The sequence below is a fragment of the Cnuibacter sp. UC19_7 genome, from assembly GCF_042699995.1.
Classification (GTDB): Bacteria; Actinomycetota; Actinomycetes; order Actinomycetales; family Microbacteriaceae; genus Cnuibacter.
In genome coordinates, this window is record NZ_CP170560.1 from 654,260 (window position 1) to 675,603 (window position 21,344).

At 69.3% G+C, this 21,344-nt stretch carries 20 protein-coding genes; 1 reads left to right on the plus strand and 19 read right to left on the minus strand.

The window, feature by feature from the left end; all coding sequences use genetic code 11:
* Nucleotides 1-34 precede the first annotated feature (34 nt).
* The 4 genes from infB to ACFJGV_RS03160 all read right to left on the minus strand — a co-directional run bounded on the left by infB (nt 35) and on the right by ACFJGV_RS03160 (nt 6,123).
* The gene (gene infB / locus ACFJGV_RS03145) at nt 35-2,848 is read right to left on the minus strand and encodes a translation initiation factor IF-2 (protein ID WP_378146762.1); all 2,814 of its coding nucleotides are present in this window, start codon (nt 2,846-2,848) and stop codon (nt 35-37) included.
* Nucleotides 2,849-2,922: 74 nt separating this feature from the next.
* Nucleotides 2,923-3,192 carry a YlxR family protein gene (locus tag ACFJGV_RS03150; RefSeq protein WP_378146764.1) on the minus strand — a complete coding sequence of 90 codons (270 nt, stop codon included), beginning with the start codon at nt 3,190-3,192 and terminating at the stop codon, nt 2,923-2,925.
* 86 nt (nt 3,193-3,278) lie between these two features.
* The gene (gene nusA / locus ACFJGV_RS03155) at nt 3,279-4,274 is read right to left on the minus strand and encodes a transcription termination factor NusA (protein WP_378146766.1); all 996 of its coding nucleotides are present in this window, start codon (nt 4,272-4,274) and stop codon (nt 3,279-3,281) included.
* A gap of 85 nt (nt 4,275-4,359) precedes the next feature.
* Nucleotides 4,360-6,123 carry a proline--tRNA ligase gene (locus ACFJGV_RS03160; RefSeq protein ID WP_378146768.1) on the minus strand — a complete coding sequence of 588 codons (1,764 nt, stop codon included), beginning with the start codon at nt 6,121-6,123 and terminating at the stop codon, nt 4,360-4,362.
* A gap of 112 nt (nt 6,124-6,235) precedes the next feature.
* On the opposite strand from ACFJGV_RS03160, the gene ACFJGV_RS03165 reads away from it, so the two are divergent.
* Nucleotides 6,236-6,880 carry a methylated-DNA--[protein]-cysteine S-methyltransferase gene (locus ACFJGV_RS03165; protein ID WP_378146769.1) on the plus strand — a complete coding sequence of 215 codons (645 nt, stop codon included), beginning with the start codon at nt 6,236-6,238 and terminating at the stop codon, nt 6,878-6,880.
* 19 nt (nt 6,881-6,899) lie between these two features.
* Here ACFJGV_RS03165 and ACFJGV_RS03170 read toward each other — a convergent pair whose 3' ends face one another.
* From ACFJGV_RS03170 to rho, 15 genes are all read right to left on the minus strand, one after another.
* Nucleotides 6,900-7,640, minus strand: a complete 741-nt coding sequence (locus tag ACFJGV_RS03170) for a YaaA family protein (protein WP_378146770.1) — start codon at nt 7,638-7,640, stop codon at nt 6,900-6,902.
* A 71-nt stretch (nt 7,641-7,711) separates the two neighbouring features.
* A complete protein-coding gene (locus tag ACFJGV_RS03175; protein WP_378146772.1) occupies nt 7,712-7,978 on the minus strand; it encodes a F0F1 ATP synthase subunit epsilon in 267 nt (88 codons plus the stop codon).
* 2 nt (nt 7,979-7,980) lie between these two features.
* Nucleotides 7,981-9,444, minus strand: a complete 1,464-nt coding sequence (atpD, locus tag ACFJGV_RS03180) for a F0F1 ATP synthase subunit beta (RefSeq protein ID WP_378146774.1) — start codon at nt 9,442-9,444, stop codon at nt 7,981-7,983.
* Nucleotides 9,445-9,461: 17 nt separating this feature from the next.
* Nucleotides 9,462-10,361, minus strand: coding sequence for a F0F1 ATP synthase subunit gamma (locus ACFJGV_RS03185; protein ID WP_378146776.1), 900 nt, complete (start codon nt 10,359-10,361; stop codon nt 9,462-9,464).
* 3 nt (nt 10,362-10,364) lie between these two features.
* The gene (atpA, locus tag ACFJGV_RS03190; RefSeq protein ID WP_378146777.1) at nt 10,365-12,002 is read right to left on the minus strand and encodes a F0F1 ATP synthase subunit alpha; all 1,638 of its coding nucleotides are present in this window, start codon (nt 12,000-12,002) and stop codon (nt 10,365-10,367) included.
* A gap of 51 nt (nt 12,003-12,053) precedes the next feature.
* On the minus strand, nt 12,054-12,848 hold the full coding sequence (locus tag ACFJGV_RS03195) for a F0F1 ATP synthase subunit delta (protein WP_378146779.1): 795 nt from the start codon (nt 12,846-12,848) through the stop codon (nt 12,054-12,056).
* Nucleotides 12,849-12,851: 3 nt separating this feature from the next.
* Nucleotides 12,852-13,409: a F0F1 ATP synthase subunit B gene (locus tag ACFJGV_RS03200; protein WP_378146781.1), complete on the minus strand. Its 558-nt coding sequence runs from the start codon at nt 13,407-13,409 to the stop codon at nt 12,852-12,854.
* Between the two features lie 34 nt (nt 13,410-13,443).
* Nucleotides 13,444-13,674: an ATP synthase F0 subunit C gene (gene atpE / locus ACFJGV_RS03205; RefSeq protein WP_085019724.1), complete on the minus strand. Its 231-nt coding sequence runs from the start codon at nt 13,672-13,674 to the stop codon at nt 13,444-13,446.
* A 50-nt stretch (nt 13,675-13,724) separates the two neighbouring features.
* Nucleotides 13,725-14,507 carry a F0F1 ATP synthase subunit A gene (atpB, locus tag ACFJGV_RS03210; protein WP_174604444.1) on the minus strand — a complete coding sequence of 261 codons (783 nt, stop codon included), beginning with the start codon at nt 14,505-14,507 and terminating at the stop codon, nt 13,725-13,727.
* Between the two features lie 200 nt (nt 14,508-14,707).
* Nucleotides 14,708-15,178, minus strand: a complete 471-nt coding sequence (locus tag ACFJGV_RS03215; protein ID WP_378146784.1) for a hypothetical protein — start codon at nt 15,176-15,178, stop codon at nt 14,708-14,710.
* Nucleotides 15,175-16,365 carry an MraY family glycosyltransferase gene (locus tag ACFJGV_RS03220; protein ID WP_378146785.1) on the minus strand — a complete coding sequence of 397 codons (1,191 nt, stop codon included), beginning with the start codon at nt 16,363-16,365 and terminating at the stop codon, nt 15,175-15,177. Before ACFJGV_RS03220 ends, ACFJGV_RS03215 begins: the two co-directional genes overlap by 4 nt.
* Nucleotides 16,365-17,045 (minus strand): L-threonylcarbamoyladenylate synthase, encoded by a 681-nt coding sequence (locus ACFJGV_RS03225; protein WP_378146787.1) that lies wholly within the window; start codon nt 17,043-17,045, stop codon nt 16,365-16,367. The genes ACFJGV_RS03220 and ACFJGV_RS03225 overlap by 1 nt, the downstream gene beginning before the upstream one ends.
* Before the next feature lie 78 nt (nt 17,046-17,123).
* Nucleotides 17,124-18,026 (minus strand): peptide chain release factor N(5)-glutamine methyltransferase, encoded by a 903-nt coding sequence (prmC, locus tag ACFJGV_RS03230; protein WP_378146789.1) that lies wholly within the window; start codon nt 18,024-18,026, stop codon nt 17,124-17,126.
* Nucleotides 18,023-19,102: a peptide chain release factor 1 gene (prfA, locus tag ACFJGV_RS03235; protein ID WP_378146791.1), complete on the minus strand. Its 1,080-nt coding sequence runs from the start codon at nt 19,100-19,102 to the stop codon at nt 18,023-18,025. Before prfA ends, prmC begins: the two co-directional genes overlap by 4 nt.
* 3 nt (nt 19,103-19,105) lie before the next feature.
* Complete coding sequence (rho, locus tag ACFJGV_RS03240; RefSeq protein ID WP_378146793.1) at nt 19,106-21,283, minus strand: transcription termination factor Rho; 2,178 nt, start codon at nt 21,281-21,283, stop codon at nt 19,106-19,108.
* Nucleotides 21,284-21,344 lie beyond the last annotated feature (61 nt).

Below are 21,344 nucleotides of genomic sequence, written 5' to 3' on the forward strand. Positions count from 1 at the left end.
CCCATCGCTGGGACCGCCCGTCTCCGAGAGTGTTCTAGACGCGCGGCTTCTCGCGAAGCTCGATCGTCTCGATCTCGTCACCGATCTGGATGTCGTTGTACTTGCCCAGGCCGATACCGCACTCGAAGTCGGTGCGGACCTCGGTGACGTCGTCCTTGAACCGGCGCAGCGACTCGATCGCGAGTCCATCGGCCAGCACGACGCCGTCGCGGATGACGCGAGCCTTGGCGTTGCGGGTGATCGTGCCGGAACGGACGATCGCACCCGCGATGTTGCCCCACTTCGACGAGCGGAACACCTCGCGGATCTCCGCGACACCCGACTGGACCTCTTCGAACTCGGGCTTGAGCATGCCCTTGAGCGAGTTCTCGATGTCCTCGAGCGCGTTGTAGATGACCGAGTAGAACCGGATGTCGACACCCTCACGAGCGGCGCGCTCGCGCGCCTTCGTGTCGGGACGGACGTTGAACCCGATGATGATCGCGTTGTCGACCGTCGCGAGGTTGACATCCGACTCGGTGACGGCACCCACACCGCGGTGGATGATCCGCAGCTGGACCGAGTCGTCGACCTCGATCTTGAGGAGCGACTCCTCCAGTGCCTCGACGGCACCGGACACGTCGCCCTTGATGATGAGGTTGAGCGCCTCGACCTTGCCCTCTTCGAGAGCGCGGGTGAAGTCCTCGAGCGAGATCCGCTTGCGGGCCTTGGCCAGCGACGCGTTGCGCTCCGCGGCCTCACGCTTCTCGGCGATCTGGCGGGCGGTGCGGTCCTCGTCGGTGACGATGAACGTGTCGCCGGCGCGCGGGACGCTCGACAGACCCTGGACCTGCACCGGACGCGACGGAGTCGCCTCCGCCACGGCCTCGCCGTTCTCGTCGACCATCGCACGGACACGGCCGTACGCCGTCCCCGCCACGATCGCGTCGCCGACGTGCAGCGTCCCGGACTGGATGAGGACGGTCGCGACCGAGCCGCGGCCCTTGTCGAGCTTCGCCTCGATGGCGACGCCTCGCGCATCCTTGTTCGGGTTGGCCCGCAGGTCGAGACCCGCGTCGGCGGTGAGGAGCACCGCATCCAGGAGGTCTTGGATGCCGATGTTCTCGCGAGCCGACACGTCGACGAACATGGTGTCGCCGCCGTACTCCTCGGCCACCAGGTTGTACTCGGTGAGCTGCTGACGCACCTTCGCGGGGTTCGCATCCGGCTTGTCGATCTTGTTCACCGCGACCACGATCGGAAGGCCCGCGGCCTGCGCGTGGTTCAGCGCCTCGATGGTCTGCGGCATGATGCCGTCGTCCGCCGCGACCACGAGGATCGCGATGTCGGTCACCTGGGCACCACGGGCACGCATGGCGGTGAACGCCTCGTGACCCGGGGTGTCGATGAAGGTGATCTTGCGGTCGATGGAGTCGTGCTGAACGGCCACCTGGTACGCACCGATGTGCTGGGTGATGCCGCCGGCCTCACCCGCCACGACGTTCGCGTTGCGGATGGCGTCGAGCAGGCGCGTCTTACCGTGGTCGACGTGACCCATAACGGTGACGACCGGCGGACGGATCTCGAGATCCTCGTCGGTCTCGTCCTCGAGCTCCTGGTCGAGATCGATGTCGAAGCCCTCGAGCAGCTCGCGGTCCTCGTCCTCCGGGGAGACCATCTGGATCCGGTAGCCGAGCTCCTCGCCGAGCACCTCGAAGGTGGCCTCGTCGAGCGACTCGGTCGCCGTGGCCATCTCACCGAGGTGGAACAGCACGGTCACGAGGTTGCCGGGGCTGGCGTCGATCTTGTCGGCGAAGTCGGTGATCGAGGCACCACGGCGCAGACGGATGACCGTCGAGCCGTCGCCGCGGGGAACGCTGACGCCGCCGAGCGAGGGCGCAGCCCTCAGCTCGAACTCGGCCCTCTTCGTCCGCTTCGACTTGCGTGCCTTGCTCTTGCCGCCACCGCGACCGAACGCGCCGGCGGTGCCACCACCGGGACCACGACCGCGGCCACCGCCGCCACCGGGACGACCGGCGAAGCCGCCGGCCGGACGCTGGAAGCCACCGGCACCGGCACCTGCACCGGGACCACCCGGGCGACCGCCACCGGCGCCGCCGGGACGACCCTGGAAGCCACCGGGACGGGGAGCACCCGGACGCGGAGCGCCCGGACGGGGCGCACCAGGACGCGGAGCGCCCGGACGGGGCGCACCGGGACGCGGAGGACGCGGGATCGCGCCACCGGCACCGCCGCCGCCACCCGGACGGGGCATGCCCTGCTGGCTGGAGAACGGGTTGTTGCCGGGACGCGGGGCGCCCGGACGCTGCATGCCCTGCTGGCTCGCGAACGGGTTGTTGCCCGGACGCGGGGCGCCGGGACGCGGCGCGCCACCGGGACGCGGGGCGTCGGAAGCGGGCTTCGCGGCGCTCGACGGACGCGGGGCGTCGCCGTCGCGGCGCGGAGCATCCTGGCGCGGAGCCTCGGACTGCGGCGCCTCGGCACGGGGAGCCTCGGAACGCGGGGCGGCGGCCGGTGCCTCGGGCTGCGCCGCGGGTGCGGCGGGACCGGGACGCGCGCCACCCTGCGGGCGGGACTGCTGGGGGCCGGGGGTCGGCGCCTTGGGGCCGGGAGTCGGGGCGCCCGGACGGGCACCCGGCTTCGCCGGCGAGGCGGCCGAGGAGCCGGAACCCTGGGATCCGGCGCCGGAGGCGATCAGCGCCTCACGGAGACGCCGGGCAACCGGCGGCTCGATGCTGGAGGACGGGCCCTTGACGAACTGACCCATCTCCTTCAAGGTCGCGAGGGCGACCTTGCTGTCGACGCCGAGCTCGGCGGCGACTTCATGTACGCGTGGTTTTGCAGCCACTTCTCTCCTGTCTCAGGCTCACCCGAGACAGGGCAAGCCGGTGTTAACGGACGGAACTCATCTCGAGCCGCTCATCAGTCGTCACTCATGGTGGACACTCTGCCGTTCAGCTTGGTTTCTGCGTTCGTGCTCTCGAGTTGACCCTGCACGCGGAGCGCTCGCCCGAAGGCTCGTCTCTGGATCGCGGTGCGGAAGCAGTCGAGTGTGGGATGGAGCCATGCGCCCCTGCCTGGGAGGGTGGCGGTCTCATCGAGGATGAGCACCAGATCCTGGGCGACGAACCTCACGAGAGAGGACCGCGGAGCGCGTGCGCGACATCCGACGCACGTTCTGACGGGTTCCATAGTACTCCATGTTCCTGCCCCCGCCGGGAGCGACGCTTCGCTGAGGGCGGAGCCGGCCGGCCGAGAGCGGAGCGGACCGGCCGAGGTCAGTCGCCGTCGAGGATGGAGTCGGGCTGGATGTCGATCTTCGCGCCGGTGAGCTTCGCGGCGAGCCGGGCGTTCTGACCCTCCTTGCCGATGGCGAGCGAGAGCTGGTAGTCGGGCACGAGCGCCCGGACGGCCTTGGTCGCCGCGTCGATGACGAACGAGCTCGACACCTTGGCCGGCGAGAGCGCGTTGGCCACGAAGGTGGCGAGGTCGTCGGAGTAGTCGACGATGTCGATCTTCTCGTTGCCGAGCTCGGCGGTGACCGCGCGGACGCGCTGACCGAGCTCGCCGATGCAGGCGCCCTTCGCGTTCACGCCCGGCTCCTTGGCGCGGACGGCCATCTTCGTGCGGTGGCCCGCCTCGCGGGCCAACGACACGATCTCGACCACGCCGCTCGCGATCTCGGGGACCTCGAGGGCGAAGAGCTTGCGGACCAGCGACGGGTGCGTGCGCGAGACCGTGATCGACGGACCCTTGGTGCCCTTGGTCACGCTCGTGACGTAGACGCGCAGGCGCGAGCCGTGCGCGTACTCCTCGCCCGGCACCTGCTCCTCGGGCGGGAGGATCGCCTCGATCGAGCCGAGGTCGACGTGCACCATGCGCGGGTTGGGGCCCTGCTGCACGATGCCGGCGACGATGTCGCCCTCACGGCCCTTGAACTCGCCCAGCACGTGGTCGTCGGCGATGTCGCGCAGACGCTGGTTGATCACCTGCTTCGCCGCGAACGCCGCGATGCGACCGAAGTCGCTCGGGTTCTCCTCGGCCTCGCCGATGAGCACCTCGTCCTCGTCGAACTCCGGCACGAAGATGCTGATGTGACCGGTCTTCCGGTCGAGCTGCACCCGGCCCGCGGCGACACCGTTCACGGTCGTCGGACGATCCGTGTGCTTCAGGTACGCCGTGAGGATGGCCTGTTCGATGATCGACACGAGCTCCTCGAAGGGGATCTCGCGCTCGCGTTCCAGCAACCGCAGGACGCTGAGGTCGATGTCCATTCCCGGCCTCCTCTGTTCAGATCTGATGACCGCCGATGATGCCCGCGGTCGAACAGACAGACTACCCGAGAACCGAGGCCCCGGCCTACCCGACGGCGGCGGCGACCTGGTCGAGCGGGATGCTCGTGCGCTCGCCGGTGGCCCGATCCCACAGCTCGACCACACCGTCGGCGACGCCGCGGCCCACGATGACGATGGTCGGCACGCCGATCAGCTCGGCGTCGCCGAACTTCACGCCGGGAGAGACCTTCGGACGGTCGTCGAAGAGCACGTCGAGACCGGCGGCCTCGAGCTGCGCCACGACGTCCTCCGCCGCGGTCCAGATCGACTCCTCCTTGCCGGTGGCGATGACGTGCACGTCGAAGGGCGCGACGGTCTTGGGCCAGATGAGGCCCTTGTCGTCGTTGTTCAGCTCGGCGATGATCGCGAGGATGCGGGTGACGCCGATGCCGTACGACCCCATCGTCACGGTGACGAGCTTGCCGTTCTCGTCGAGCACCTTGAGCCCGAGGGCTTCGGCGTACTTGCGACCGAGCTGGAAGACGTGCCCGATCTCCATGCCCCTCGCGAGCTCGACAGGGCCGGAGCCATCGGGAGCGGGATCGCCCGGCTTGACCTCGGCCACCTCGACGGTGCCGTCGGCGATGAAGTCGCGCCCGGCCACGAGGCCGAAGACGTGCCTGCCGTGCTCGTTCGCGCCGGTGATCCAGCCCGAACCCGACACCACGCGGGGGTCGGTGAGATAGCGGATGCCGGTGGCCGACTCCTCGCCGAGCACCGGACCGGCGGCCGACCACGGCCCGATGTAGCCCTTCACCAGACCGGGGTGCTTCGCGAAGTCCTCCTCGGTGGCGGGCTCGACCTCGGCCGGGGCGAAGGCCACCTCGGCCCGCTTCATGTCGACCTCGCGGTCGCCGGGCAGGCCGACCACGACGAGCTCTCGGCGCCCGTCCAGGTGCACCAGCGCCAGGACGACGTTCTTGAGGGTGTCGGCCGCCGTCCACGCGCGGCCGTCGGGACGCGGGTGGGCCTCGTTCGCGCGGTCGACGAGCGTCTGGATGGTGGGCGTGTCGGGGGTGTCGAGCACCTCCGCGGGCGTCAGATGCTCGAACGAGCGGGGCTCGGGCGCCTCCGTCGTGAACGCCTCGACGTTGGCGGCGTACCCCCCGGGCGAGCGGACGAAGGTGTCCTCCCCGACGGGCGTGGGGTGCAGGAACTCCTCGCTCTTCGAGCCGCCCATGGCGCCGGCGTCGGCCTGCACGATGACGTACTCGAGCCCGAGACGGGTGAAGATGCGCTCGTAGGCGTCGCGCTGGGCCTGGTACGACGCGTCGAGACCGGCGTCGGAGGAGTCGAACGAGTACGCGTCCTTCATCGTGAACTCGCGGCCACGCAGGAGACCGGCGCGCGGACGCGCCTCGTCGCGGTACTTGTCCTGGATCTGGAAGATCGTGAGAGGGAGGTCCTTGTAGCTCGAGTAGAGATCCTTCACGAGCAGGGTGAAGACCTCCTCGTGCGTGGGGGCGAGCACGTAGCCGGCGTCCTTGCGGTCGCTCAGGCGGAACATGCCCGGGCCGTACTCCTCGTACCGGCCCGTCACCTCGTAGGGCTCCTTGGGGAGCAGCGCCGGGAAGTGCACCTCGAAGGCTCCGGCCGCGGCCATCTCCTCGCGGATGATCGCCTCGATGCGCGCCTTGACCCTCAGACCCAGCGGCAGCCAGGCGAAGATGCCCGGCGCCTGACGCCGGATGTAGCCGGCGCGCACCAGCAGACGATGGCTGGCGACCTCGGCGTCGGAGGGGTCTTCGCGGAGCGTGCGGAGGAAGAAGCTGGAGAGGCGAGTGGACACGACCTCGAGTCTAGCGAGGCCCGATTCCCGCACACGTCGCGCTCGTTTCCCAGCTGTCCACAGATCTCAGCCCGCACCCACGCTGGTCTGCGGCGCCGCCTAGCGTGACGGCATGCAGACCGCTCAGGCCGGGATCTCGGCCCTCGAACTCCCTCCGTTCCCCGACTTCGTGTCGGCCGCCGCCGAGCCGGCCCCCGTCAGTGCCGCGACGACGCGCCCGCCTCGCGTTCCGGAGGTGCGCCACCGAGGCGTCCTCGATTCGCCCCTCGGCCGCATCGAGGTGGTGAGCAACGGTCGCGCGATCACTGGTCTCGCGTTCGAGACGGCCGGCCGACTCCCCCACGACGGCCATCCCGTCGACCGATCCGACCTCATCGACGACGCGGTGGAGCAGATCGAGGGCTACTTCTCGGGCACGCGACGCCGGTTCGACCTCCCCGTGCGGCCTGCGGTGAGCGACTTCCAGCGCGCCGTGCTCGACGCGCTCGCCGAGGTCGAGTGGGGAACACCCACCACTTACGGCGCCCTCGCGGAGGCGATCGCGCGGCCCGCCGCGTGCCGCGCGGTCGGTCGCGCGATCGGGCAGAACCCCGTGCCGCTCCTGATCCCCTGCCACCGCGTGCTGTCGTCGACCGGCAGCCTGACCGGCTACTCCCAGGGCGACGGCGACGTCACGAAGGCATGGCTCCTCGACGGCGAGGGCATCCCCTTCCGCTGGCCCCCGTCGCGCCGCCCGACGCCTCCGGTCCGCCTCTGACGAGGCGCTTCGGGAGGGCTCAGACGACGAGCTCGAGCGAGCCGTCGTCCCGCAGGCCCAGACGGAAGCCGCTCGCGGTGGCCCACTCGATGAGGTCGGGGACGGAGGCGAAGTCCTCTCCCTGCGCCAGGAGGGCGCGCGTGAACTCCCCCTTGCCCTTCTTGTTGAAGTGGTTGAGCGCCCGCTTCGCGCCATTCGGTCCCTCGCTCACGACGTGCAGGTAGTGCGCGTCGGGGTTTCCGATCGCAGGCCCCAACGCCACGTACCCCTCCGACCGCAGGTCGAGCACCAACCCGGGCCGCTCGGTCAGCTCCCGCGCGATCGACGACCCCCACACCGACTTCACGCTCGGCTCGAGCCTCGAGTCATGCGAGAGCCGATAGGCGGGGATCGGATCACCCGCACCCACCAGCCCGAACAGCGCCGAGTGCACCGCCAGATGCGAGGCCGCGAACCCGAGCGCATCCGGAGACAGCGACGCGACGTCGAGGGCGTCGTACAGCACCCCGGTGTAGCGCTGCAGCGCGGGCATCGTGGGCGAGGTCGTGAGCGCGCGGTTGCGATCGATCTCGAATGCCAGACGCGGGCCGAGCTTCAGGGCCGCGGCCATCTCCTCGGGGCGTCGCGCCAGACGGCGGACCGCCGACGCCAGCGACCGGCGCGGCTTCGTCAGACGAGGGAACGACAGCCGGGCGAGGTCGAGAGCGCCGCCCTCTCCCCCCTCGACCTTGGTCTCCGACGGCGGCAAGACGATCAGCATGGGACAACCTCCAGACGACGATCGCCGCCCCACCCGGAGGCGGAGCGGCGATCGTACGGCGTTGGGACGGGCTAGCGGACGAGCTCCGCGTCGCGGGCGACCACGGTGACCGTGTCGTTCTCGACCGAGAGGAAGCCGTCGTCGGCGCGAGCGACGATGCGCTCACCGCTCGAGGCGTTCACGCGCACCTCACCCGAGGCGAGGATCGCGAGCATCGGCTCGTGACCGGCGAGGATGCCGATCTCGCCCTCGACGGTCTTCGCGACGACCATCGAGGCCTCGCCCTTCCAGATCTCGCGATCGGCCGAGACGACGGTGACGGCAAGCGGGTTCGCCATGCTCAGCCGTTCTCCTTCTGGATCTTCGCCCACTTCTCCTCGACGTCGGTGATGGGGCCGACGTTGAAGAACGCCTGCTCCGCCACGTTGTCGAAGTCACCGCGGACGATCGCGTCGAACGACTCGATGGTGTCCTTCAGCGGGACGGTCGAACCCTCGACGCCCGTGAACTTCTTCGCCATGTAGGTGTTCTGCGAGAGGAACTGCTGGATGCGGCGGGCACGTGCCACAGTGATCTTGTCCTCTTCGGAGAGCTCGTCGACACCGAGGATGGCGATGATCTCCTGCAGCTCCTTGTTCTTCTGGAGGATCTGCTTCACCGCGGTCGCCACACGGTAGTGGTCGGCGCCCAGGTAACGGGGGTCGAGGATGCGGCTGGTGGAGGTCAGCGGGTCGACCGCGGGGTAGAGACCCTTCGACGCGATCTCACGCGAGAGCTCGGTCGTGGCATCGAGGTGCGCGAACGTGGTCGCCGGGGCCGGGTCGGTGTAGTCGTCGGCCGGCACGTAGATCGCCTGCAGCGAGGTGATCGAGTGACCCCGCGTCGAGGTGATGCGCTCCTGGAGGAGACCCATCTCGTCGGCGAGGTTCGGCTGGTAGCCCACCGCGGACGGCATGCGGCCGAGCAGCGTAGACACCTCGGAGCCCGCCTGCGTGAAGCGGAAGATGTTGTCGATGAAGAGCAGCACGTCCTGGTTCTGCACATCGCGGAAGTACTCCGCCATGGTCAGCGCCGACAGGGCGACGCGGAGACGGGTTCCCGGCGGCTCGTCCATCTGGCCGAAGACGAGGGCGGTCTTGTCGAAGACGCCCGCCTCCTCCATCTCGTGGATGAGGTCGTTGCCCTCACGGGTGCGCTCGCCGACACCGGCGAACACCGACACACCACCGTGGTCCTGCGCGACACGCTGGATCATCTCCTGGATGAGGACCGTCTTGCCGACGCCCGCACCACCGAAGAGACCGATCTTGCCACCCTGCACGTACGGGGTGAGGAGGTCGATGACCTTGATGCCGGTCTCGAACAGCTGCGTCTTCGACTCGAGCTGATCGAATGCCGGGGGCTTGCGGTGGATCGGCCAGCGCTCGGTGACCTCGATGGTCTCACCGGGCTCGGCGTTCAGGATGTCGCCGATGACGTTGAAGACCTTGCCCTTGGTGACGTCACCCACGGGCACCGAGATCGGGGCACCGGTGTCGCGGACCTCCTGGCCCCGCACGAGACCGTCGGTCGGGTTCAGTGCGATCGCACGGACGAGGTCGTCGCCGAGGTGCTGGGCGACCTCGAGGGTGATCTCGGTGCTGGTCTCGCCGAGGGTGATCGTGGTCTTCAGGGCGTTGTAGACCTCGGGGATCGAGTCGTGGGGGAACTCGATGTCGACGACGGGGCCCGTCACGCGCGCGATGCGCCCGGCGGCCCCGCCGGAGCCGGCGGTGGCTGCCGGCGCGATGGCGGTGTCAGTCATGTGCCTTCTCTTTCTCGTTACTTCTTGGCGTGGGACAAGGCGTCTGCCCCACCGACGATCTCGGAGATCTGCTGCGTGATCTCGGACTGGCGGGCGTTGTTCGCCAACCTGGTGTAGTTGAGGATGAGCGTGTCGGCGTTGTCGCTCGCCGCCTTCATCGCCTTCTGCGTGGCGGCCTGCTTGGCGGCCGCCGACTGCAGGAGCGCATTGAAGATGCGGCTCTCGATGTAGACCGGCAGCAGCGCATCGAGAACGGTGCCGACATCGGGCTCGAACTCGTAGAGCGGCAGCACCTGAGCCGTCGGCTCCTCGACACCCTCGACGACCTCGAGCGGCAGGAGGCGCACGACCTCGGGCGTCTGCGTCAGCATGCTGATGAAGCGGTTGTAGACGATGTGGATCTCGTCGACGCCGCCCTCGGCCGCGGGCTTGAGGAAGTCCTCGAGCAGGCGGTCGCCGATCGACTTCGCGAGATCGAACTCGGGCACGTCGGTCTCGCCGACCCACTGCTGCTCCGACGCCCGGCGGCGGAAGGTGAAGTACCCGGCGGCCTTGCGTCCGACGAGGTAGTACACCACCTCCTTGCCCTGACCCCGCAGCAGCTCGGCCAGCTCCTCCGCCTCACGCAGCACCTGCGAGTTGAACGCACCCGCGAGACCGCGGTCGCTCGAGAGGATGAGGATGGCCGAGCGCTCGATGCGCTCCGGCTCGGTCGTGAGCACGTGCTCGACGTTGGAGTACGTCGCGACCGCCGAGACGGCGCGCGTCACCGCACGGGAGTACGGGGACGACGCCGCCACGCGAGCCTGAGCCTTCTGGATGCGCGAGGCGGCGATGAGCTCCATCGCCTTCGTGATCTTCTTGGTCGTCTGGGCAGAGCGAATCCTCTGCCGGTAGACCCGAAGCTGCGCTCCCATCGGTTAGCGGCGCCCCTTCACGATCTTCTCCTGGTTGACGTCCTCGGGGTTCGTCGCCTCGAACTGCTCCTTGCCCACCGAGGCGAGCGGCTTGCCCTCGCCCGTCTGGAACTCGAGCTTGAAGTCGTCGACCGCCTTCTCGAGCTCGGCGACGGTGTCGTCGCTGAGCACGTTGGTGTCGCGGAGGGTGGTGAGGATCTCGGTGTTGCGACCGAGGTAGTCGAGCAACTCGGCTTCGAAGCGGAGGATGTCCTCCACCGGGACCTCGTCGAGCTTGCCGTTGGTGCCGGCCCAGATCGAGACGACCTGCTGCTCGACCGGGAAGGGCGAGTACTGCGGCTGCTTCAGCAGCTCGGTGAGGCGGGCGCCTCGGGCGAGCTGACGACGCGACGCGGCGTCGAGGTCGGACGCGAACATCGCGAACGCCTCGAGCGAGCGGTACTGGGCCAGCTCGAGCTTGAGCGTGCCGGAGACCTTCTTGATCGACTTGACCTGGGCGTCACCGCCGACTCGGGAGACCGAGATGCCGACGTCGACCGCGGGACGCTGGTTGGCGTTGAACAGGTCGGACTGCAGGAAGATCTGGCCGTCGGTGATCGAGATCACGTTGGTCGGGATGTACGCCGAGACGTCGTTCGCCTTCGTCTCGATGATCGGCAGACCGGTCATCGAGCCGTGGCCGAGCTCGTCGGACAGCTTCGCGCAGCGCTCGAGCAGACGCGAGTGCAGGTAGAAGACGTCGCCGGGGTACGCCTCGCGTCCCGGCGGACGACGGAGGAGAAGCGACACGGCGCGGTAGGCCTCGGCCTGCTTCGACAGGTCGTCGAAGATGATCAGGACGTGCTTGCCGCCGTACATCCAGTGCTGGCCGATGGCCGAGCCGGTGTAGGGGGCGAGGTACTTGAAGCCCGCGGGGTCGGAGGCCGGGGAGGCGACGATGGTGGTGTACTCCATCGCGCCGGCGTCTTCGAGCGCGCCCTTCACCGAGGCGATGGTCGAGCCCTTCTGGCCGATCGCGACGTAGATGCAGCGCACCTGCTTGTCGACGTCGCCCGACTCCCAGTTCGCCTTCTGGTTGATGATCGTGTCGATCGCGATGGCGGTCTTGCCGGTCTGGCGGTCGCCGATGATCAGCTGGCGCTGGCCACGGCCGACGGGGATCATGGCGTCGATCGCCTTGATGCCGGTCTGCAGCGGCTCATGCACCGACTTGCGCTGCATGACGCCGGGAGCCTGGAGCTCGAGCTCGCGGCGACCCTCGGTCGCGATCTCGCCGAGACCGTCGATCGGGTTGCCCAGCGGGTCGACCACGCGGCCGAGGTAGCCGTCGCCGACGGGGACCGAGAGCACCTCACCCGTGCGGGTGACCTCCTGGCCCTCCTCGATGCCGGAGAACTCGCCCAGCACGATGACGCCGATCTCGTCTTCATCGAGGTTCTGTGCGAGGCCCAGCGTGCCGTCGGAGAACCGGATCAACTCGTTGGCCATGACGCCGGGCAGGCCCTCGACGTGCGCGATGCCGTCGGCGGCGTCGATCACGTAGCCGACCTCGGTGGTCGAGGCCTTGCCGGGCTCGTAGGCCGCGACGAAGTCCTTGAGGGCGTCGCGGATCTCATCGGGGCGGATTGTGAGTTCAGCCATCGTTATCCCTTTTCTGCGGGGCGGTGAGCCCCAATGCGTTCGTGTGCGCGCCTAGCCGGCGAGCTGGAGTCTGAGATCGTTGAGCCGCGTGGCGACGCTGCCATCGATGACATCATCGCCGATCCGGATGCGGATTCCCCCGATGACCCTGGGGTCGACGACGGTGTTGCTCCGGACGGGGCGGCCGTACTGGCTCGCGAGCACGCCTTCCAGGCGCGAGAGCTGGGCCTCCGACAGCGGGACCGCGCTGCTGACCGTGGCCACCAGCGAGCCCGCCTGATCGGCGACGACGGCCGAGGCGTAGCGCAGCAGCTCTCCCACGCGGCGGCCGCGGGGCGAGCCGATGAGCTGACGCACGATGGCGACGGTCTGCTCGGAGGCCTTGCCCCGGAGGAGACGGTCGACGAGCGCCAGCTTCTGGTCGGTGGCGCCCAGCTTGCTGCCGAGGGCCAGCTCGAGCCCGGCGTCGCTCGACACGGCCCGGCCGAACTCGAAGAGCTCGGCGTCGATCGCGGCGGACGACGGGGCGGAGGCGGCGACGGCACGGATGCCGATCTCCTCGATGCCGCCGACGAACTCGCTCTGCGTGGACCACCGGCTCGAGACGATCGTCGACAGCAGCTCGAGGCTGCTCGAACCGAACGCCCCGAACAGCCGCCTCACCAGCGCGGTCTTCGCAGAGCCGTCGATGGCGGGGTCGGAGAGGGCTCCTCGGAGCTGTGCGGAATCGCCGATGACCCGGCCAGCGGCGAAGAGCTCTTCTCCCGTGGCCAGATCGACCCCCGAGGCGAGGCTCGCCAGGCGGGCCTCAGCCTCCTCGAGGGCAACTCTGGTCGCGCTTCCCATGTGCTACTTCTTCCCTGCCTTGCCGGACTCGGATGCCTCGAGGTCGGCCAGGAAGCGGTCGACGAGGGCGGTGGCCTTCTGGTCGTCGGTGAGGGTCTCGCCCACGACGTTCGACGCGAGGTCGATCGCCAGGGTGCCCACCTCGGTGCGCAGCGAGGTGAACGCCGCCTGGCGCTCCGCCTCGATGGCGACCTGGGCGTTCGCCTTCACGCGCTCGGCCTCGGCCTGCGCGTTCGTGGTGATCTCCGAGCCGATGCGCTGAGCGTCGGTGCGGGCCTGCTCGCGGATCCGCGACGCCTCGACGCGGGCCTCGGCGAGCTGAGCGGTGTACTGCTCGAGCGCGGCCTCGGCCTCACGCTGGGCCTCGTCGGCCTTCGCGATGTTGCCCTCGATGGCCGCGCCTCGCTCGTCGAGGAGCTTCTTCATGCGGGGCAGCGCCATCCGCCAGAAGAAGACCAGGATGACGATGAAGCACACCAGCGACCAGACGATGTCGTAGACCTGCGGGATCAGCGGGTTCTGTGGTTCCGCCTCAGCCGCAGCAATGACTGCGTGGAGCATCATGCCTCCTTCCGTGAGTGAAGAGAAGACAGGATCAGGTGAAGATGAAGCCGGTGGCGATGCCGATGAAGGCGAGCGCCTCGGTGAACGCGATACCGATGTACATCAGGACCTGGAGGCGGCCGGCCAGCTCAGGCTGACGGGCGACGCCTTCGATCGTCTTGCCGACGACGATGCCCACGCCGATGGCGGGGCCGATGGCCGCGAGGCCGTATCCGACGGTGGCGAGGTTGCCGTTGACCTCTGCGAGGAGGGTTGCATCCACGTTGTGTGTTTCCTTCCGTGATGGCGGATCGAGCGGGTGCCCGAGCCGTTCTAGTGTTCGTCAGCCAGCGCGAGCTGGATGTAGACCGTGGTGAGAAGAGCGAAGACGTAGGCCTGGAGCACAGCGACCAGGATCTCGAACAGCGTGAAGACGAAGCCGAAGGCCAGGGTTCCCACGCCGAACAGCGACCAGAGGCCACCCGCGTTGAAGAAGAAGAACCAGGTCGCCGAGAAGAAGAGCACCAGGAGGAGGTGCCCGACGACCATATTCATCAGCAGTCGCAGGGTCAGCGTGACCGGGCGCAGGATGAACGTCGACACGAACTCGATCGGCGTCACGATGATGTAGAGCGGCCACGGCACGCCGGGCGGGAACAGCGCGTTCTTGAAGAACGCCCCCGGGTGCTTCTTGATGCCGGCGTACATGAACGCGAGCCAGGCCACGATGGCCAGGACCATCGGCATCGCGATCGTCGCGTTGGCCGAGATGTTCAGGAACGGGATGATGCCGGTGATGTTGAAGAACAGCACCGTGAAGAACATGGTGGTGATCAGCGGGAGGAACCGCCGACCGTCCTTCTTGCCGAGGAGGTCTTCCGCGATGTTCACCCGTGCGAAGTCGAGGCCCATCTCGATGACGCTCTGAAAGCGTCCGGGCACGACGCGCATCCGACGGGTGCCGATCCAGAAGAGCAGGATCAGCACCGCGGCCGCGAGGAAGCGGATGAGGATGATCCGGGTGATCTCGAAGGGCGTGCCCTCGAAGAAGATCGCCGGAGGGAAGAACTCGCCGATCGACGGAGCGTGGAAGCCACCATCGTCGGAGGTCTCCATGGGGACTAGCAGGTTCACAGCGTTAGCTATCAGCGCTATCTCCTGTTTCGGGGCGTGGAACCAGCGATGGCTCTCGCGGCGACGAATGGTGGGGGTACTGTGCCATCTCCGAGCGCAGGCGCTGACGGGCGGCGGAACAGATATGGACAGCCTATCAACATGGCGGCCTCCTGACGAATCGTGCAGTCGGTGTATACAGCCTAACCACGCCGATCTGGCCGAGCGTCGGAGACGTAGGGCATCCGGCTGCGGGCGACCACGACGACATCGATCGCGAGCGATCCGACGACCCCGGCCACGATGCAGAAGAACAGCACCGTGGGGTCGAGCCACGACTGCGCCCGCAGCACCAGCACGAGCACGATGAAGAGGACGAACTTCACCATCCACGAGCCCAGCACGATCACGAAGAACAGCGTGGTGTAGATCGGGGAGGCCGTGTAGCGGTTCGCGATGAGGATGCTCGCGGCCGTCACGCCGAGGAACACCAGGGTGATCACCGCGCCGATGAGCGCGCTCCAGACACCCGACCACCCGACGGCGAGGAATCCGACCACTCCCCCGACGACGGCGATCGCCGCGGCGAGCACGGCGTTCCAGCGCAGGATGGTCGCGAAGACCGGGTTCGACGACGGCGTCGGGTAGTTGCCTCGTGGCTGCGGTTCGGTCACGATGGGGACTCCTCGGGGTCGATGGTCGCCGCCAGAGGCGGTTCGGGCAGGGACACGGCGCCGGTCTCCCCGACATCGCTCGCCGCCACACGACGACGGTAGCGCGAGCTGAGCGGGAGCAGGGTGACGACGGCGCACACCACGAGCCCCAGCCCCAGGAAGATGAACGCGATCCAGTAGGGCTGCACCACGAAGAGGAGCAGGCAGCCGATCGAGATGACCGCGGTCCAGGAGTAGAAGATGAGCACGGCGCGCAGGTGCGAATGCCCCATGTCGAGCAGCCGGTGATGGAGGTGCTTGCGGTCGGCCGCGAAGGGGCTCTTGCCCGCACGGAGGCGTCGTGCCACCGCGAGGGTGAAGTCGAGGAGCGGGATCACGAGGATCGCGAACGGCAGCAGGATGGGCAGGAACGCGGGCAGCAGCTGCGAGCGGCCGATGGTCGCCGGATCGATCTGGCCCGTGACCGAGATGGCGCTCGTGGCCATGAGGAGGCCCACGAGCATCGCGCCCGAGTCGCCCATGAACAGCTTCGCCGGCCGGAAGTTCAGCGGCAGGAAGCCCGCGCACGCCCCGATCAGCACGGCGGTCACCATCGAGGCCAGGTTGAAGTAGTCGGTGGGCGACGTCTCCTGCGCCAGCAGGTAGCTGTAGAGGAAGAACACGCCGTTGGCGATGAGCGCGACACCGGCCACCAGGCCGTCGAGCCCGTCGATGAAGTTGACGGCGTTCATGACGAGCACCACGGCGATGATCGTGATGAACAGCGACATCGTGCTCGACCCGACCGTGATGCCGCCGATCGGCAGCGAGACGATCTGCACGCCCTGCCACGCGAGCAGACCCGCGGCGAGGATCTGACCGGCGAGCTTGGTGAACCAGGAGAGGTCGTAGATGTCGTCGGCCACGCCGATGACGACGATGATGAGCGCCGATCCGAGGATCGCGTACAGCTGTCCGGGCTCGGCGAAGACCAGGCGGAACCAGCTGATCTGCGAGGCCACGGCGATGCCGCCCAGGAGTCCGAGGAACATGGCGATGCCGCCGAGCCGCGGCGTGGGCCGCGTGTGCACGTCGCGTTCACGGATCTTCGGATAGAGCCGGTAGCGGATGCTGAGCTTGTAGATCAGCCACGCGAGGCCGAAGGTGACGATCGCGGAGACGAGGGCGACGAGGAGGTAGAACCGCATCAGACCGGCCCAGGCGCCAGACGGTCGCCCACGACCTCCTCGATCCGCGCCCGGGAGATCGCACCCTGGCGCACGATCCGGACGACGTCGGGCGTGGTGAGGTCGACGATCGTCGACGACGGCTCGTCGCCCTCGCGTGCGCGTGCCGGATCGGGGCGCGCTCCCCCGTCGAGGTAGACCGACACGCTGTCGCCGAGCATCGCGACCGCATCGGCGGCCGTCGGCGCGGGCGGACGCCCGGTGAGGTTGGCGCTCGAGACGGCGAGCGGCCCGGTCTCGGCGAGGAGCTCGAGCGCGATCGAGTCGTCGGGCATCCGGAGACCCACCGTGCCGCGTGTCTCGCCCAGGTCCCACGCCAACGACGGGGTCGCGGTGAGGATCACGGTCAGGCCACCGGGCCAGAAGCGCTCGACCAGCTCGCGGGCGACGTCGGGGATGTCGGTGGCGAGGGCCTCGAGCGTGGAGACACCCGGGATGAGCACCGGCGGCGGGGACTGACGTGTCCGGCCCTTGGCATCGAGCAGGCGCTGCACGGCGGCCGGAGCGAACGCGTCGGCCGCGACGCCGTAGACGGTGTCGGTGGGGAGGACGACGAGCTCGCCTCGACCGAGCGCGGCTCGGGCGAGGCGCATCCCGGTGAGGAGCTCGGCGGGAACCGCGCAGTCGTACGTCTGTGACATGTCGTCCCTCATGATATCCGCGCCCTCTGGACGCATCCGGAAGCCGGCCCCGGCGCGGCCGGCGCAGGGCGGCCGTGGTCAGCGCAGGGCGGTGGTGGTGCGATCGCGCCCGGTGAGATCGCGCTGCGTCGACGCGGCCCGGAAGCCGTCGGCGGTGAGGAGCGCACGGATCGACTCGCCCTGCAGCTCGCCGTGCTCGATCACGACCATGCCGCCCTCGCGGAGCAGCCGCCGCGCGGTGGCCGACACCCGGCGGACCACGTCGAGACCGTCGGCGCCGCCGTAGAGCGCGGCCTCGGGGTCGAACAGCCGCACCTCCGGATCGCGCGGGATCGCGCCGATCGGCACGTACGGCGGGTTCGAGACCACGACGTCGACACGGCCGTCGAGGTCGGGCAGTGCGTCGGCGAGGTCGGCGAACACCAGTCGGGCGTTCTGCACACCCGTGCGGGCGAGGTTCTCCTTCGCCCAGACGAACGCCCGCGGGGAGTTCTCGACGCCGACGACCTCGGCGTGCAGCACCTCGGACGCGATCGAGAGGGCGAGGGCACCGCTGCCCGTGCCGAGGTCGACCGCGAGGGGCGAGCCTTCCGCGGGGACGACCGCCCGCACCGCGTCGATGGCGATCTGCGCCACCGACTCGGTCTCGGGCCGTGGCACGAAGACACCCGGACCCACGGCGAGCTCGAGCGTGCGGAACCACGCGACACCCAGGATGTGCTGCAGCGGCTCGCGGGCGGCTCGCCGCTCGACCACCTCGGCTATCGCGACGGCCTCCTCGGCCGACACCGGCGCATCCGTCACCGACAGCGACTGCACGCGGCCGCGAGAGGCGTCGAGCACGTGGCCCACCAGCAGTTCGGCGTCGACCCGGGGATCGGGCACGCGCGCGGCCTCGAGGATGCGCGCCGAGCGCTCCACCAGACTCCGCACGGTCACCGGCCGGTCGGCGGCGGTGCCCTGCTCGACCACGGCGGTCACGACTCGGTGCCCACCGCGGCGAGCCGGCTCTCCTCGTCGGCGGTGATCGCCGACTGGATGAGCGGCTCGAGCGCCCCGTCCATCACGGCGTCGAGGTTGTACGCCTTGTAGCCGGTGCGATGATCCGCGATGCGGTTCTCGGGGAAGTTGTACGTGCGGATGCGCTCGGAGCGGTCGACCGTGCGGATCTGGCTCTTGCGAGCCGCCGACGCCTCCGCGTCGAGCTCCTCCTGCTGCTTCGCCAGCAGACGGGCACGCAGCACGCGCATCGCCGCCTCGCGGTTCTGCAGCTGGCTCTTCTCGTTCTGCATCGACACGACGATGCCGCTCGGCAGGTGCGTGATGCGGACGGCGGAGTCGGTGGTGTTGACCGACTGTCCGCCCGGGCCGCTCGACCGGAACACGTCGATCTTGAGGTCGTTCTGGTTGATGTCGACCTCCTCCGGCTCGTCGACCTCGGGGAAGACGAGGACCCCGGCGGCGGAGGTGTGGATGCGACCCTGCGACTCGGTGGCGGGCACACGCTGCACGCGGTGCACGCCGCCCTCGTACTTCAGGTGTGCCCAGACGCCCTCCGACGGGTCGGTCGACGACCCCTTGATGGCGACCTGGACGTCCTTGTATCCGCCCAAATCGCTCTCGGTGCGCTCGAGCAGCTCGGTCTTCCAGCCCTTCGACGCGGCGTAGTGCAGGTACATGCGCAGCAGGTCGGCGGCGAAGAGCATGCTCTCCGCGCCGCCCTCGCCGGCCTTGATCTCCATGATCACATCGCGGCCGTCGTCGGGATCGCGCGGGATCAGCAGACGGCGCAGGCGCTCCTCGGCCTCCCCCAGGTGGTCCTGGAGGGTCGGGATCTCCTCGGCGAACGCCGAGTCGTCCTTCGCGAGCTCCTGCGCGGCCTCGAGGTCGTCGGACGCCTGCCGCCACGCGGTGTGCGCGGCGACGATGCGGCTGAGCTCCGCGTAGCGGCGGTTGACCTTCTTCGCCCGCGCCGCATCGGCGTGGAGCTCGGGGTCGGCCAGCTGCTGCTGCAGATCCTCGTGTTCGGCGATCAGCCCTTCGACCGAGTCGAACACGGGTCAGTCGTCCTTGTGGCCGTGACCGTTGTGGTTGCCGCCGGCTGCCGTGGGGATCGACTTCTGCATCTGCATCAGGAACTCGACGTTCGACGTCGTCTCCTTCAGACGGCCGAGCACGATCTCCAGCGCCTGCTGGGGGTCGACGCCGGCGAGGGCGCGACGCAGCTTCCACGTGATCTTGACCTCGTCGACACCCATGAGCAGCTCCTCGCGGCGCGTGCTCGAGGCGTTGACGTCGACCGCCGGGAAGATGCGCTTGTCGGCCAGCTGGCGCGACAGGCGCAGCTCGCTGTTGCCGGTGCCCTTGAACTCCTCGAAGATCACCTCGTCCATCTTCGACCCGGTCTCGACGAGAGCCGTGGCGAGGATGGTGAGCGAGCCGCCGTTCTCGATGTTGCGTGCCGCACCGAAGAAGCGCTTCGGCGGGTAGAGCGCCGAGGCGTCGACACCACCGGAGAGGATGCGGCCCGAGGCCGGCGACGCCAGGTTGTAGGCGCGGCCGAGACGGGTGATCGAGTCGAGCAGCACGACCACGTCGTGGCCCAGCTCGACGAGACGCTTGGCGCGCTCGATGGCGAGCTCGGCGACCGTCGTGTGGTCCTCGGCCGGGCGGTCGAAGGTGGAGGCGATGACCTCGCCGCGCACCGTCCGCTGCATGTCGGTGACCTCCTCGGGGCGCTCGTCGACGAGCACGACCATGAGGTGGACCTCGGGGTTGTTCGTGGAGATCGCGTTCGCGATCTGCTGCAGCACGATCGTCTTGCCCGCCTTCGGGGGCGCGACGATGAGGCCGCGCTGACCCTTGCCGATGGGGGCGACGAGGTCGATGATGCGCTGCGTCAGCTTGCCGGGCTCGGTCTCGAGGCGCAGGCGCTCCTGCGGGTAGAGCGGGGTCAGCTTGCCGAACTCGACACGGTTCTGCGCCTCGTCGACGGGCAGGCCGTTGATCGAGTCGATGCGCACGATCGCGTTGTACTTCTGGCGGCTGCTGCTGTCGCCCTCGCGGGGCTGGCGGATCGAGCCGACGATCGCGTCGCCCTTGCGGAGGTTGTACTTCTTGACCTGACCGAGCGAGACGTACACGTCGCTGTTGCCGGGCAGGTAGCCGCTCGTGCGCACGAAGGCGTAGTTGTCGAGGATGTCGAGGATCCCGGCCACCGGGATGAGGACGTCGTCCTCGCCGATCTCGGGCTCGACGTCGTCGCCGCCCTGACCGCCGCGACGCTTGCGGTCGCGGAAGCGGTTGCGGCTGCGCTCGGAGCGGTCGCCCTCGGCGTCCCTCTGCTGGTTGCCCTGGTTGCCCTGGCCGCCCTGACGGGTGGGCTCGGTGCCCTGCTCCTGGCGCTCGTGCTGCTCGGCGCCCTGCGGGGCGCCGTTCTGCTGGCCGCCGTTCTGCTGAGCGTTGCCACCCTGCTGAGCGTTGCCGTTCTGCGGGCCGCCGTTCTGCTGCTCGCCCGAGCGGTCGCCCTTGTCGCGTCCCCGCCCACGGCGGTTGCGGCCACGACCGCGACCCTCGCTGCGCTCCTGCTGCTCGCCGTTCTCGGACTGCAGCTCGGCGCCCTCGGCCTGCGGGTCGTCGGCACGCTCGGCGGTCTCGGCCGGCGGCACGAGGTCGGTGCCCGACCCGGTCTCGGCGTTGACGTGGCCACCGGCCGAGACGCGCGACGTCGAGCGCTCGATGGCGTAGCCGCCGTCGACGCTGGTGACGCGACGCGAGCCGCGGCGCTTCGGCGACACGGGGCCCTCAGGCAGGTCGATCACGATCTGCTCGCGGGGCTGCTGGCTGGTCTGCTGCGCACCGCGGAGCAGCTCGTCGGGGACGATCGGGCCGTCGACGACGGGAGCGCCGGCGGCCTGAGTCGACTCCACGACGGCGGTCTCGATGGGGCCGGCGGCCTGAGCGGACTCGTTCGCGGCCGGCTCGGTGCTCGGCGCCTCGACGGCGGGAGCCTCCGCGGTCGCGGCCGCATCGGCGGCGACGGCGGCGTCCTCCGCCAGGAGCTCGGCGGCCTGGTCGTCGGCGGCCTCGAGGCCCTCGGCCTGCACGCGGCGGATGGTCTCGAGCAGCTCGCCCTTGCGGAGCTTCGAGGCCCCGGCGATGCCGAGCTCGGCGGCCACAGCCTGGAGCTGCGAGACCTTCAGCGTCGACAGGTCGGCGCGTTCGGTGAGATCTGTCACTGGAAGTACGTCCTTCCCCTGCCGGTCGGATACGCCGGGCAGGAAACGTCGCGGACCGGAT